At 42.9% G+C, this 13,074-nt stretch carries 14 protein-coding genes; 5 read left to right on the top strand and 9 right to left on the bottom strand.

All coding sequences use genetic code 11. The features are described from left to right. Positions 1–14: 14 nt before the first annotated feature. Positions 15–635: an RraA family protein gene (locus FX988_RS09855; RefSeq protein WP_160179548.1), complete on the bottom strand. Its 621-nt coding sequence runs from the start codon at positions 633–635 to the stop codon at positions 15–17. 176 nt (positions 636–811) lie between these two features. Here FX988_RS09855 and FX988_RS09860 point away from each other — a divergent pair, with 176 nt between their 5' ends. Together FX988_RS09860 and FX988_RS09865 are read left to right on the top strand one after the other, a co-directional pair. Continuing rightward, the gene (locus FX988_RS09860; protein WP_160179549.1) at positions 812–1,603 is read left to right on the top strand and encodes a class I SAM-dependent methyltransferase; all 792 of its coding nucleotides are present in this window, start codon (positions 812–814) and stop codon (positions 1,601–1,603) included. Between the two features lie 149 nt (positions 1,604–1,752). Further along, entirely contained in the window at positions 1,753–2,091 is a 339-nt protein-coding gene (locus FX988_RS09865) for a PilZ domain-containing protein (protein WP_160179551.1), read from the top strand. An 87-nt stretch (positions 2,092–2,178) separates the two neighbouring features. Here FX988_RS09865 and dbpA read toward each other — a convergent pair whose 3' ends face one another. The 5 genes from dbpA to pyrC all read right to left on the bottom strand — a co-directional run bounded on the left by dbpA (position 2,179) and on the right by pyrC (position 7,179). Beyond that, positions 2,179–3,558: an ATP-dependent RNA helicase DbpA gene (gene dbpA / locus FX988_RS09870; RefSeq protein WP_160179552.1), complete on the bottom strand. Its 1,380-nt coding sequence runs from the start codon at positions 3,556–3,558 to the stop codon at positions 2,179–2,181. A gap of 27 nt (positions 3,559–3,585) precedes the next feature. After that, a complete protein-coding gene (locus FX988_RS09875; RefSeq protein ID WP_160179553.1) occupies positions 3,586–4,275 on the bottom strand; it encodes a crotonase/enoyl-CoA hydratase family protein in 690 nt (229 codons plus the stop codon). Positions 4,276–4,377: 102 nt separating this feature from the next. Then, positions 4,378–5,064, bottom strand: a complete 687-nt coding sequence (locus FX988_RS09880; RefSeq protein ID WP_254700773.1) for a substrate-binding periplasmic protein — start codon at positions 5,062–5,064, stop codon at positions 4,378–4,380. Between the two features lie 256 nt (positions 5,065–5,320). Then, positions 5,321–6,103: a substrate-binding periplasmic protein gene (locus FX988_RS09885; RefSeq protein ID WP_254700787.1), complete on the bottom strand. Its 783-nt coding sequence runs from the start codon at positions 6,101–6,103 to the stop codon at positions 5,321–5,323. 44 nt (positions 6,104–6,147) lie between these two features. After that, a complete protein-coding gene (gene pyrC, locus FX988_RS09890) occupies positions 6,148–7,179 on the bottom strand; it encodes a dihydroorotase (protein WP_160179556.1) in 1,032 nt (343 codons plus the stop codon). 187 nt (positions 7,180–7,366) lie between these two features. On the opposite strand from pyrC, the gene FX988_RS09895 reads away from it, so the two are divergent. After that, complete coding sequence (locus FX988_RS09895) at positions 7,367–9,118, top strand: lysophospholipid acyltransferase family protein (RefSeq protein WP_160179557.1); 1,752 nt, start codon at positions 7,367–7,369, stop codon at positions 9,116–9,118. A gap of 109 nt (positions 9,119–9,227) precedes the next feature. On the opposite strand, the gene FX988_RS09900 is transcribed toward FX988_RS09895, so the two are convergent. The 3 genes from FX988_RS09900 to FX988_RS09910 form a co-directional block, all read right to left on the bottom strand. Continuing rightward, a complete protein-coding gene (locus tag FX988_RS09900; RefSeq protein ID WP_160179558.1) occupies positions 9,228–9,566 on the bottom strand; it encodes a zinc ribbon domain-containing protein YjdM in 339 nt (112 codons plus the stop codon). 120 nt (positions 9,567–9,686) lie between these two features. Continuing rightward, positions 9,687–10,208: a hypothetical protein gene (locus tag FX988_RS09905; protein ID WP_160179559.1), complete on the bottom strand. Its 522-nt coding sequence runs from the start codon at positions 10,206–10,208 to the stop codon at positions 9,687–9,689. A gap of 70 nt (positions 10,209–10,278) precedes the next feature. Further along, positions 10,279–10,863 (bottom strand): lipocalin family protein, encoded by a 585-nt coding sequence (locus tag FX988_RS09910; protein ID WP_160179561.1) that lies wholly within the window; start codon positions 10,861–10,863, stop codon positions 10,279–10,281. A gap of 215 nt (positions 10,864–11,078) precedes the next feature. Here FX988_RS09910 and FX988_RS09915 point away from each other — a divergent pair, with 215 nt between their 5' ends. Next, positions 11,079–11,657 carry a GbsR/MarR family transcriptional regulator gene (locus FX988_RS09915; RefSeq protein WP_007990173.1) on the top strand — a complete coding sequence of 193 codons (579 nt, stop codon included), beginning with the start codon at positions 11,079–11,081 and terminating at the stop codon, positions 11,655–11,657. A 281-nt stretch (positions 11,658–11,938) separates the two neighbouring features. After that, positions 11,939–12,622, top strand: a complete 684-nt coding sequence (locus FX988_RS09920; protein ID WP_160179562.1) for a DNA/RNA non-specific endonuclease — start codon at positions 11,939–11,941, stop codon at positions 12,620–12,622. Positions 12,623–13,074: the final 452 nt, after the last annotated feature.

The raw sequence follows: 13,074 nt of genomic DNA on the forward strand, positions 1-13,074 counted from the left end.
TTATTCGTGATTAATTAATCTTCAAAGCCTAGTGCTTTTAAAGTCGCTTCGATCTTCGCCTCATGTGCGGCTCGCCACTCGGTTAACGACATTGCAGCGTCTTTGTCTGTTCTGGCTTTGCCTAAACGATAAGCTTCTTCCGCTAGCTCTTGGGGAATAACCGCAATTCCTTCTTCATCAGCGACGATAATATCCCCAGCACACACTTTAACCCCACCACATACAATAGGTTGATTAAACGGAAGGATTTGCTCTTTTTTAGCTGGCTTGGGCATTACCCCACGAGCATATACAGGAAACTGTAACTCTCGCACCTCTGCTAAGTCTCGGATAACACCGTCTATAACAAAGCCGGCGATACCTCGCTGCTGGGCAATAGCGCACACATTTCCGCCGGCACTAGCAAAATCAGGATCGGCTTCTACCACAATAATATCTCCTGGCGCAGCGCGATATATTGCAGCGTGTAGGCTCAAGTGATCACCCTTGGCACATTTAACAGTAAATGCTGGGCCCGCTATACGTGGTATTTGTGGCCACAATTCATGAATCGCACCATCAACAAACTGCTCACGCCCTAACCCTTCTGAGTATTCACAGGGAGACACTTTTACAAAATCCGCCATGGTTAACATATATCACCCTATCTTTTTTGTGCCTATTGCACCTATAAATCAATATGACTGAAATTCTTTCGTCTTTAGTCGTTTCTAACATAAATAGTATCTCGTTTACCTCATGCTGGCATCCGCTAATTGTCAACATAACTCATATTCATAACGTAAATCTCAAGCTATTTTTAAGGATTATCATGCGAACCAAAGCAATACTTTCTCTGCTAGCCGCCTGTACTTTGTCAAGTTTTGCCGCGCAAGCTAATAGCGCGCTTTCTTCTGAACAAATTCGTGAATTACTGGCATCACCTCAACGTCCAGCAGAGGACCTTGAGCGAGACGAGCCTAGACAACCTGAAAAAATTCTGGCGTTTACTGGCGTAGGTGAAGGACAGCATGTATTAGACTTTTTTGCTGGCGGAGGATGGTACAGCGAGTTATTTTCTAAAGCCGTAGGGCCACAAGGAAAAGTGTATGTACAAAATGACGAAGTGATATGGCGATTTGCTGAAAAAGGGCTAAATAAGCGAACAAAAGACAATAGACTTAGTAACCTTGTACGTTTTGATAACATGCCCATTGTAGATATGAGCATCGCTAAAAACAGCCTAGATTTGGTTTTTACCGCACTCAATTACCACGATTTGTTTTTCACACACAGCACACAAAACGGTAAACAAGTCAGCCTTAGAGACGACATTGTCGATTACAAAGCTGCGTTGCGTAAAATTAAAGAAGCCATGAAAGAAGACGGCATTTTCGTCATCATTGACCACGCTGCTGTTGCTGGCTCAGGTTATGAAGCTGCAAACAATTTGCACCGTATCGACCCAGCAATTGTTAAGTTTCAAATGGAAGAAGCAGGATTCAAGCTTATTGAAGAGGCATTCTATCTACGAAACCCAAACGATGACTTAACTAAGTTGGTTTTTGATCCGAGCGTGCGTGGAAAAACGGACCGCTTTGTGTACAAATTTACCAAACGCTGATGCAGGAGGCTACGCGCCTGCCTTTATAAATGGCGCGAATAGTCGGCATCTTATTTAAGGTCAATTTTAATCCCGAAAATACGAGACGTTTGTGACTTTTTTTGTATACTTACAAAGCCTGTTACATAACTTCAGAAAGAGAGGTTAGAATGTCTTTGTATCATCGTACCAGTAATAGAGCGCCTCTAGCGCTAGATGTTAGAATTCGTCATATGGGTAAAGAGATAGGTGACTCCTGCACGCGCAATATAAGTCCCTTCGGTGCCTTCATCGAAATGCCCCACTCCACACTATGCACAGACGATTTTATCGAAATGTATTTTACCAATGACCAAAAAGACAATGCGTATCTGCTGCAAAAAGGGTTAATAACCCATTGTAGTCAAGAAGGTATTGGTGTTTTGTTCGCATACGATTCAGATGAGTTTAGGCAAATGCTGCATAAAAAAATGCCTAAAAAGCACAGAAGTAGAGTATTTTCGAGTTAACCTAACCTGCTAAGCGCCATTAAAAATAGTAAAAAAGGCGATGCGCTTAACAAGCATCGCCTTCTCAAAGGTAAGTTCACTGCCCTACTAGTTAAATTTACGGACTTTAAACTTCTTACCTTTAATTTTTCCTTCACCTAACTGGCGCATAGCGCGTTTGACACTGCGCGTTTTAACCGCTAAATAAGCATGAAACTCGGTAATATGAATTTTCCCAATATCATCACCTGGGATTTCTGCTTGCTTGGTCAGTGCCCCGAGTAAATCCCCTGGTCGCAACTTCGCCTTTTTCCCACCATCAACACATAACGTACTGTATTGAGGCTGAACAAGACGATTGACATGAAAACGCATGGCCTGAATGCCAGTCCACTTCAATTTTGCTTTTTGATAGTCTTCGATTGCATTGGCTCTGGCCATTTCATCAGGTGCCACCAGCGTCAGTGCAACCCCTTTAGATTCCGCTCTTCCAGTTCTTCCTATTCGGTGGATGTGCACCTCAGGGTCGGGCGTGATGTGATAACTGATTACCGCATTGACCTCTTTAATATCTAATCCTCGAGAAGCGACATCTGTGGCCACCAATACCGACACGCTCTTATTGGCAAAACGCACTAACACTTGGTTGCGCTCACGCTGCTCTAAATCACCATGCAGAGCCAGAACTGACACACCTAGTGATTTCAATTCTTCAGCCACTTCCTGACAAGCGATTTTGGTATTGCAAAAAACAATGGCAGATTCTGGCTGATAATGACTTAACAGTGCAGCGGTTGCCTTGGTTCGTTGCGCATCGTCCACTTCGAAGAATACTTGTTGAATAGAATCTGTGTCATGAGTTGACTCAACCGTCACTTCTAATGGGTTTTTCTGTACTTGGCCACTGATCGCTGCGATTGAGTCAGGATAAGTAGCAGAAAACAACAACGTTTGACGCTGCTCGGGTACGCTTTTGATAACAGCGTCCATTTCATCTTCAAAGCCCATGTCAAGCATGCGGTCAGCTTCATCTAACACCAGAGTATTGACTTCTGATAAGTCCAAGCGACGCTTGTAAAGATGATCCATTATACGCCCAGGCGTGCCCACAATAATGTGCGCGCCATGCTCAAGCGAGCCTATTTGTGGTCCCATGGGCGTACCACCGCATAAGGTCAACACTTTAATATTGTGAATAGCCCGTCCTAAACGGCGGATCTCTAAAGCAACTTGCTCAGCCAATTCACGTGTTGGACACATCACGAGTGCCTGAACTCGAAAACGCTTTACATCTAAATTGTGCAGCAGGGCCAAACCAAACGCGGCTGTTTTACCGCTACCGGTTTTGGCTTTCGCTACCACGTCACGCCCAGCCAAGATGGCAGGCAAGGTACCAGCTTGAATCTCAGTCATTTGACTGAAACCCATGCTCTGTAGATTGTCTAACAAGGCTGGCTCAAGCCCCAGGGAGGAAAATTCCTTACTCACAACACTCTCTCATTTATGTATTAATCGTTAAAGACTCGAACCACGGTCGACTTCAATCGCTTTATCAAGCGCGTCTAACAGTCCGGCACGAGCTTTTAACTTAGTTTGTTTATGGGCTTTCATATTCAATTTGGTCATTGCTTGTGCCGCAGCAGTAACGGTTTGTTCAAACGCTTCTGGTGCTACTGCAACATCTAAGAAACCCGCAGTAACCGCATCGTCAACTGATAGCATTTCAGCTAAAATGACCGAGCGATTAAAGAAAACTGGCGCTAATCTGCCCCGAGCTAACTCTAATCCAGCTTGATGCATGGTCATACCGATAGCGACTTCATTTAAACCAATCTTAAATTTACCTTGAATCCCAATACGAAAATCTGACGCCAAAAGCACGAATGCCCCCTTAGCGACCGCATGCCCAGTACAGGCAGCAATGATAGGATAATCAAAAGAGAGCATTCTACGCGTCAATGTCGAGCCTTTCTCAACTAATTTCATTGCAGCGTCCATACTTTCTTGCATGACAGTTAGATCATAGCCAGCGGAAAACATACCTAGCTGGCCTTTAATCACTACTACTGCTTTATCTACTATTGCTTTATCCAAAGCAGCATTTAGAGCATCAATCATCTCGTGGGACAAGGCATTCACTTTGCCATTATTCAGAGTAATGGTTGCAACCTTGTCGTCACATTGGTATTGCACTAAATCAGTCATTTTCGTTCCTTTTATTTTTATGTTTTAGGTAAATTTTTTGAGGGCGCTAATCACTGTATCGACTACAGCGCCGATGAAAACACGAACCCAGCGCTTAGCCCATTAAGGCGCATTAATCGCCACCAAGCCCACGTTTTTGTTGATAATTCGTTGCATTTCACCAGAGCGATGCATTTCGGCAATAGCGGCATTCACCTCTGGCATTTTTGGGGACCACTCAGGTGAAAACGCTAACGGTATTTCATCTTTTTCTCCTAAACCGCCTAGGTAAAACACGTGTCTTTGATCATTGCGCGAATCTATCGTCCAGGTGGCACGGTAGGTATTGGTGTAAATTAGATCGCATCTAGACTGCTGAAGTAACTCAAATAACCGGGTATGGCTGCTCACATAAATCGGTGAGATCATGCCAGCGCTTAACCATTTCGTAAGTTCGGGATATCGATAATTTTCGCGTAAACACACCGACTTACCTTTAACATTGGCAAGCACATCCGTATTAGATACTGGCTGCTCAAGTCCGTAAAATGCATGGTTATAGCTAAAGACTGTGCCGCTAAGCACGAACGAATTAGGTGATGCTAACCATTTTTTGGCGATAAACCCAGCATCAGCCTTATGCTCAAGAATGTCTTGATCAATTTTATTTCTTGCGGTGGGTAAATAGCGCACTTCAAGGTTCAGTGATTTCCCGATATAGCGCAATATATCTGTGTACAAGCCTTGTTCACTTTGGGTTTGAGCATCATAGCTGTAAAACGGTAAACTCTCTGAGTATACAACTGCCACAACCAACTCTCGAGAGTGGCTCTGAGTATACCCATGCTGGCTCACCAGCACACAAAAGAAGAGGAAGACAAGCCTGTTACAAAACACTTGATGGACTCTTGCACATTGATATAGGCCTTCTGTAAAGTAGATCTATGTGGGAGTCGCTCAGTGTAATAAGTTGTGAAACTGATGGCTATCACTTTAATGAATTGCTTCAAATCAATAGCGAATATACGTAAAAAATGTCACATACTGAGTAACAAAGAAAGGCTTGCTACCATAAATTCAAAACACCGTTTTCAATATGTAACTTAAAAGGGCCTTGCTCCTGTAACTTAGTTAGCCAGTTTTGCTGAATTCGATGAAACTCAGCACTGTTTAGAAACCGTTCCGCGGCAGCATTCAATTTATCAATATGTCGAGTATCACTGTTTTTAGACATCGCGATATAACTAGTGAGAACATCGTATTGATATAGCAACTCGAAGCGCGAGCAATCTGCATTTTGTTTGAAGCAGAAATAACGCAAACCTGCGTCAGAAAAAAACAACGAGCGCAACTTACCTGTCAGCAGATGAGATACAGCAGAATCATAATCATCATAAGTCGCCACACCTCGAATATTCTCTGCTTGCAATACCTTATGTCTAAAATCACTTTCAAGCACACCTATTGGTGTGACATCGTTAACATCAGAAAATGTAGCAATAGGCTTATCATTTGAAGGGTTACCCAGTACACCATACACATTTGATGTAAGAGGTAACACCCAATGAAAATCCTCTTCACGCTCGGGTGTTCGAGCCAGAGGAAAAACTAAAACATTTGGTTTGTGCTTCGATTCTTGGATTAAGCGCTCCCAAGGTGCCGCGAGGATTTCTTGTTGAATATCAGCCTCCGCTAATATCCCCTGCATCACCTCTATTAAATACCCTTCTAGTTGTCCTCTTTCACTACGAAAACTAAAAGGGGGTTCAAGAGACGTCAGTACCCAGAATTCTGGCTCAGCTGTATTCACTTGGGCAAGTGCTCGGGCATTTAACGTCAAGCAGCACACCAACCCGAATAGAACTATCCCAAACCCCCGCTTAAAAGCCATGTTTACTTAAGCGCCCACTGCACAGTTTGCCCTGCAAAAAAGGGAACTATCAGTTCGCCGTTAGGCAAAGTAATGGACTCAGGCACTTGCCATGCATCTTTGATTAAGGTGATTTTTTTTGTATTACGGGGCAAACCATAAAAATCCGCTCCATGATGACTCGCAAACCCTTCAAGCTTATCTAAAGCGTCTAATTCTTCGAATACTTGTGCATATAGCTCTAGTGCACTCCATGCACTGTAACAACCGGCGCAACCACAAGCAGACTCTTTGGCGTGCTTTTCATGTGGTGCAGAATCAGTCCCTAAAAAGAACTTACTAGAGCCTGTCGCAACAGCTTTGCGCAAGGCATGCTGATGTGTGCTGCGTTTTAATACAGGCAAACAAAAATTATGTGGTCGCACACCGCCTACCAATAAATCATTTCGGTTTAATAAAAGATGTTGAGGGGTAATTGTGGCAGCGACATTGTGTGAACTCGCATTAACAAAGTCCACCGCGTCGCTCGTGGTAATGTGTTCAAACACCACTTTTAAATGGGGAAACTGGTCAACAATTTTAATCAAGAATTGTTCAATAAATAACTTTTCACGATCAAAAATATCCACGTGACTTTCAGTGACTTCACCATGAATCAACAGCAACAGCCCCTGTTCAGCCATCTCTGCAAAAACAGGGAATAATGCCTCAATTCCTTTTACTGCTGCGTCAGAGTTTGTGGTTGCCCCAGCTGGGTACAGTTTAGCCGCAACAACACCGGCTTTCTTAGCCGCACGGATATCTTCCACAGAAGTCGTATTGGTTAAAAACAGGGTCATTAAAGGTTCAAAATCACTGCCTTGCGGCCTTGCCGCTAATATCCGCTCACGATAGGCGCTAGCCAACTCTGCATTAACAACAGGTGGCACCAAATTAGGCATAACAATGGCGCGTTTAAATGACCTGGCTGTGGCTGGCACGGTTTCCTGCAACATATCATTGTCGCGAAAGTGTAAATGCCAATCGTCTGGCTGGGTCAAGGTGATTTGCTGCATGTTTTAGCCTTAAGTCATATTGTGTTAGGTCATTGTTCACTTATAGTATGCCGTAAATTGCACTTAGATATAATAGTCAAAATACACCTTAATTGACTGAATAGAAAAACATGCGTCCTCGGTCTATTAATAAAATTAGCGCATAAATAATGCGCAGAAACGATTAGCCCTAGACATTGGACCTACCATGACAACAGCCATCTCCTTACTAAAGCTTGTTCCCCAAGAAAAACACAATGTCATTTTATCTGGGGTAATGAGCCTGATTGACAAATTACTGGCGATCCATCGTTTAGATCATTTGTACCGTGCGCATCAGTTAACTGGAAAGAGTAAAGAAGAATTTGCAAAATCCTTGCTGGCAGCACTGAATGTCACGATAAAGGGGGCTGATGCGTTACAACAAAAAGTGCCACATGAAGGCCCGCTAGTTATTGCCAGTAATCACCCTTTTGGAGGAATAGAAGGGGTCATATTGGCCTATATTATTGGGCAAATCAGAACGGATTTAAAAGTTCTTGCCAATCAAGGTCTGCAACTTTTTAGCGAACTAAACGACTATTTTATTTTTACAAACCCTTTGTCTGAGCGCGATCCTAAGAACGGGCCATCTCTAAGAGCAAGTTTGCGTCATGTGAAACAAGGAGGTGCGTTGCTTATTTTCCCAGCAGGTCGTGTCTCTTATTATCAGGCTGATAAAAAACGTATTAGCGAACATCAATGGAATCGTATTGTGGCGAATCTAGTAACGCGCACTCAAGCGAATTATTTACCCGTTTTCGTTAGCGGCCAAAATAGTCCTTTATTTTACCGCCTAGGCCGGATCTATTATCGTTTGCGTATGTTGATGCTACCTAGAGAGTTGCTAAACAAACAGGATACATGCATCACCATTACCGCAGGTTCGAGTATACCTGCTAAGACCTTTCGTGCAGACAACGATGACATTGAGCAAACCGCCCTGCAACGCATTCAAAGTTATGCACAAGATCCTGTTTGGCGACATACTTGGCCTGAGTCTAATATCGTAAAACTCAAGCCCCTAATTAATGAAGTCCCTGGCAGCGTCATCAAATCTGAACTCGCGCAATTAGCGGACAGTCAAACACTATTGAGCTACCGCAATCTAGACGTGTATTACGCCTACTATGAGCAAATACCGCAAACGGTCAAAGAAATAGCTCGACTGCGTGAGTCAGTCTTTCGTGAGCATGACGAAGGCAGTGGAAATCCTTTAGATACAGACGACTTCGACAAAACTTACACCCATTTATTTATCGTTGAACGTGATAAAGGGCGAATTATCGGAGCTTATCGCATGGGACAGTCTGACCGCTTATTGTCTAACAGCTTAGGCGGCGCAGATCCCTTTTATTTAAGTGCTATGTTTAACTTTTCAGCTGACTTCATTAACCGCCAAGCGCCGTGTCTAGAAATGGGCCGCTCATTTTTGATCCCTGAATACCAAAACAGCTTTCAAGGATTACTTCTCTTGTGGCGGGGTATTGGTCGTTTTGTATGTCAGTTTCCTCAATATCGAACGCTTTACGGCACTGTTTCGTTAAGCAAATTATACGACCCTCGTAGTGTCAGCCTGATAGAGCATGCCTTAGTCACTCCGACAAAAAGCGCAACTGCGCGTACTCAACTTGGTTTTCCTGTATCAGCAGAAATAGCCGATTTTGCTCGGCAGTACCCATTAGCCAACCACCTGACGAGTTTGCTCGCAGGAATAGAGAGTGATGGAAAAGATATTCCTATCCTTCTCAAGCATTACCAAAAACTTGGGGCTAAATTTCATTGTTTAGGGATAGACAGTAACTTTAATTACACCCCCGGATTGTTGCTCAGTGTTGAGCTTGCCAACGCACCAGAAAAGCTAGGAAAATTGTATTTAGGTGAGGGCTGGGAGAAATATAAAAACTATCAGAAGGATTGAGGTTTAAAATTCACTGCTAGCGCTTTGAAAAATAGCTCAAAGCGCTATCAGTCGAGAGTCCGTGTTTATTGTATTAAATATAACGGCCTAGAAAAACAGAAAATGTAAGTTAAACTTTTTTCACAAACTCTGATTTGAGCTTCATCGCTCCCACTCCATCGATTTTACAATCAATGTCATGATCACCATCAACCAGTCGAATGTTTTTGACTTTAGTGCCCACCTTCACTACCAATGACGAACCTTTCACTTTTAAATCTTTAATAACAGTAACAGTGTCTCCGTCATTTAAGGTATTGCCATTCGAATCCCTTATAACAGGGGTGTCGTCTTCAGCGGCAACATCACCTTGTGCCCATTCATGGCCACACTCAGGGCAAACAAACATATTTCCATCTTCATAGGTGTATTCGGAATTACACGCAGTACAATTGGGTAAACCACTCATGGTATGTCCTTTGATAGCTAAGAGTCGTGCCTGCTTATCGAAACAATATACAAACCGTAGATAAACAAGCAAAATTTGGCGTTATTATCCACAAAAATATAAAAACACCAAATTTCTATTTTACGCGTGAGTTCGTTGATAGGTTGCAGTAGACGGTGCTACACCGAACAATGCGTGTGTCGTTTGCCCTTGCAGAGAGACGATAATCGCTAACAAAGAAAAGTGATGAATAGCGTGGCTGGATACAAATAATAACTCACGTCCTAAGGTCGAGCTAACTTCATCCACATGTACTTCTTCCACCGAGGTTTCACTGAGTACTTTGAGCTTAGTATGCATATCGTTTTGATAGACTTCCAATAACCAATTTTCGATATCGTCCCAAGCTTGTAAAGCAGATGTCGTTGAATGTGCTACATCTGAGCCGCGGTGACGTTGATTGTAATCCACCACCCCCACGGTAATACTTTGCTTAAGTGCTAAGTAATGATCAATAACGTGACGCATATGTGCACCTGCGCTACTGGCTACATGAGGTGCCATCACTTTTTGATAAGCATGATGTGATATATGCTGCAAAAACGCTCTGGCTTGCTCGATAGTTTCTAGGTGGCTTTTCAGTGCCTGATTGTCGCTGAGCATAGGATTCCTGTTACTTCTTATAAACTACGGTTAAAAGACCCTGATTAGGCGCTAAACATTTCAAAATATATTATTCGCTCAATTCTCGGATGTCCTGCTTAATGAAGATTAACTTTTGCGTATCAAAGCCTGCTTCATGCGCTTTTTTGAGCAGCACTTGCGTTGCATCAGATGATAATTTTGGCTGACGCGCTAACATCCATAAGTAATCTCGATTTGGTCCAGTGATCATCGCATACTCATAACCTTCTATGTCTAACGAAAAGATCACATAACTTGCATAAAAAGGTCCAAAGAACGATACCTTTAGATGACCTACGTCTTCACGACCAACGAAGTAGGCTTTCCCTACAGCCTCTTCCCATGTCTGCTTAATTGGGTTAAATCCTCTGTTAATCACTTTGATGCCCCCATCTTTGCGCATACTGTATTGTGCCGTTACCTGCTCAAGATCACGCTCAAACGAATGGTCGTAGCGCGCTATTTCATACCAAGTACCCAGATACCGATTAACATCAAAACCGTTAACCGGCTCTATACCTTGCGGAATAGAGGTACACCCCGTAAGAAGCAAAATCATAGGGAGTACAACTCCCCCTCGCTGACGCTTTAATAGCAAACGAATAAACGAAATCTGTATTAGGTGAACGCTCATTATTACTGCCCTGTTGTTACAAAAATAGAAAATGAATAATACGTATGCCGACGCTGTATAGACCGTTCTAATAGTAAAATAACATGCTAAGTCACCATCAACATTTTATACACTAGCCGCTCATTCCTGTTATTGGTCTTTAGTTTATTTGACAAACAAACGGTGCAGGTTTAGATTTCAATTATTACTGAAACTTCTATATGAAAGATAAACTTATGCAAATGACACCTATGATCGAGTCCTTTGTCATGCACTTTGGTGAAATGGGTAGCCGCTGGGGCTTCAATCGCACAGTCGGGCAAATGTATGCACTGCTGGTGATCAGTGAAGCCCCCTTGAGCGCCAATCAAATTGCAGAAGCGCTAAGTGTTTCTCGGGGCAACGTCAGTATGGGGTTAAAAGAATTACAGTCTTGGCAACTCATTAAGCAGCACCACATTGCGGGTGATCGTAAAGAGTACTATCAAAGTGCTGGCACTATCTGGGAGATGGCTAATAAGGTATTCGAAGAAAGACGCAAACGTGAAATGGACCCCACCCTGAGTTTACTACGCGGCATTATATTGGAAAACCCCGATAGCCCAGAAGAAGTCTACGCACAGCAGCGCCTGCAAGAAATTCACGATTTGCTTGAAACCATCAGTAAATGGACCAGTGAATTACAGCAAATGAATCCAGATACACTGGGCACTCTAATGAAACTAGGCTCTGGTGTAGGCAAAGTCATCGATATGAAAAACAAACTGATTAAGCCAAGCCAAAAAAAGGAAATTAAAACAGAAGACGCTAAGTAAAGGCCAATTTTGCTCACGTAAAGTCCAATCGACTTTTTACCTACTAATTATCACGTTCAACAAGAGACCCCAAAGCGACCGCAAGCAATCAGCGCGTGCTTTCAATCAGTGAACGTTTAAACTTTAATTGGGCCTGATTTGCTATACAACTCAAATAAACATTGTATCAATAACTCATTAATTTAATTCAGTAATTTCAGATAAACGGCACTGCTATTACCTATTTATAAGGTATCATTTAGCAACTGATATACCTGTAGAGTTTAACCTGAGTTACGTTAATGAAGTCCTACTTAGTATTAATATTGGTATTTGTTTCAAATACCCTAAGCGCCAATGTATGCAGCTCACTAGGCTGCCCGACTGGTGCACCTTTGAGTAATGATGTAATAGAGCGCTCTATTTACACCATGAGCAACAACCACAAAACGAAATTTGCTGATTGGGTCGCGTACAAAGTCACAATGCACACAATAGATGGCCCTAGTCGCTCACGCAGTTGGCGTTCCGATCCAGCCATCGACAGCCAATACACCCTAGAAAAAGCTGACTATAAAGACGCTCATGCCATTATTCACACTGATCGCGGTCATCAAGTGCCGTTGGCGAGTGTAAGCAACACGGCGGGTTGGCGTAGCGCTAACTACCTTTCAAATATCACTCCGCAAAGCTCTCATTTAAATCAGGGGCCCTGGGTACGTTTGGAATCCGCCGTTCGAAACTTAGCCCGAAGTGGCAATATTGTGTATGTGGTTACAGGGCCCTTATATGAAAGGTTTTTTGCTAGCTTACCTGGAGCCGACGAAAAACATTCGATCCACTCAGGGTATTTCAAAGTCATTGCAACGGTGAATCATTCAGGCTTCGTCAGTGCCTCTGCTTATGTGATGGAACAAAATAGCACCAGAGCAGATAACTACTGCATTAAAGAGGTGACCATAGATAATGTTGAAAGCCGAAGTTGATTAATACCAATTCCTTTAAATAATTAACCACTCAGCGAAAATTTAAAAGGACTTAATCAAGGCGCTTAAATGATAGCCCTTTATTAAAAACTAACCTGTGCTCTTTCGAGTTTGAGCAACACAGGGAAAGTCTTTTTAAAATTCGCCCGAAGGGAATTCCCCAGCGGGTTTTACACTACGTTCTCGGTATTTGAAAGGGAACAACCATTACTGCACACCGACGCCTTGTTCAAAACCCGCTGGATGAATTCTGAGAGGCCAATTATTTAATGGAATTGGTATAAATATTTTCCCGGCAATGACGGGGAATAGAGAGTATGCTGTAGAGGCGCGCTTAGGTGGTTTGAGCAGTCAACTAGATTGCTGATAATCCAACCACGGGTTTAAACAAAAATGGTTAATGAGTAGAACGTTGAGGTGAGCGGAATAGTCTAAGTTGAAGTGCGCAATAA

The sequence above is a fragment of the Paraglaciecola mesophila genome (genome assembly GCF_009906955.1).
GTDB lineage: Bacteria > Pseudomonadota > Gammaproteobacteria > Enterobacterales > Alteromonadaceae > Paraglaciecola > Paraglaciecola mesophila_A.

What these genes read in the sequence shown, in the direction of transcription:
- FX988_RS09855 (WP_160179548.1), bottom strand. Translation starts at nt 635, where the DNA reads ATGTTAACCATGGCGGATTTTGTAAAAGTGTCTCCCTGTGAATACTCA.
- FX988_RS09860 (WP_160179549.1), top strand. Translation starts at nt 812, where the DNA reads ATGCGAACCAAAGCAATACTTTCTCTGCTAGCCGCCTGTACTTTGTCA.
- FX988_RS09865 (WP_160179551.1), top strand. Translation starts at nt 1,753, where the DNA reads ATGTCTTTGTATCATCGTACCAGTAATAGAGCGCCTCTAGCGCTAGAT.
- FX988_RS09875 (WP_160179553.1), bottom strand. Translation starts at nt 4,275, where the DNA reads ATGACTGATTTAGTGCAATACCAATGTGACGACAAGGTTGCAACCATT.
- pyrC (WP_160179556.1), bottom strand. Translation starts at nt 7,179, where the DNA reads ATGCAGCAAATCACCTTGACCCAGCCAGACGATTGGCATTTACACTTT.
- FX988_RS09895 (WP_160179557.1), top strand. Translation starts at nt 7,367, where the DNA reads ATGACAACAGCCATCTCCTTACTAAAGCTTGTTCCCCAAGAAAAACAC.
- FX988_RS09900 (WP_160179558.1), bottom strand. Translation starts at nt 9,566, where the DNA reads ATGAGTGGTTTACCCAATTGTACTGCGTGTAATTCCGAATACACCTAT.
- FX988_RS09905 (WP_160179559.1), bottom strand. Translation starts at nt 10,208, where the DNA reads ATGCTCAGCGACAATCAGGCACTGAAAAGCCACCTAGAAACTATCGAG.
- FX988_RS09910 (WP_160179561.1), bottom strand. Translation starts at nt 10,863, where the DNA reads ATGAGCGTTCACCTAATACAGATTTCGTTTATTCGTTTGCTATTAAAG.
- FX988_RS09915 (WP_007990173.1), top strand. Translation starts at nt 11,079, where the DNA reads ATGCAAATGACACCTATGATCGAGTCCTTTGTCATGCACTTTGGTGAA.
- FX988_RS09920 (WP_160179562.1), top strand. Translation starts at nt 11,939, where the DNA reads ATGAAGTCCTACTTAGTATTAATATTGGTATTTGTTTCAAATACCCTA.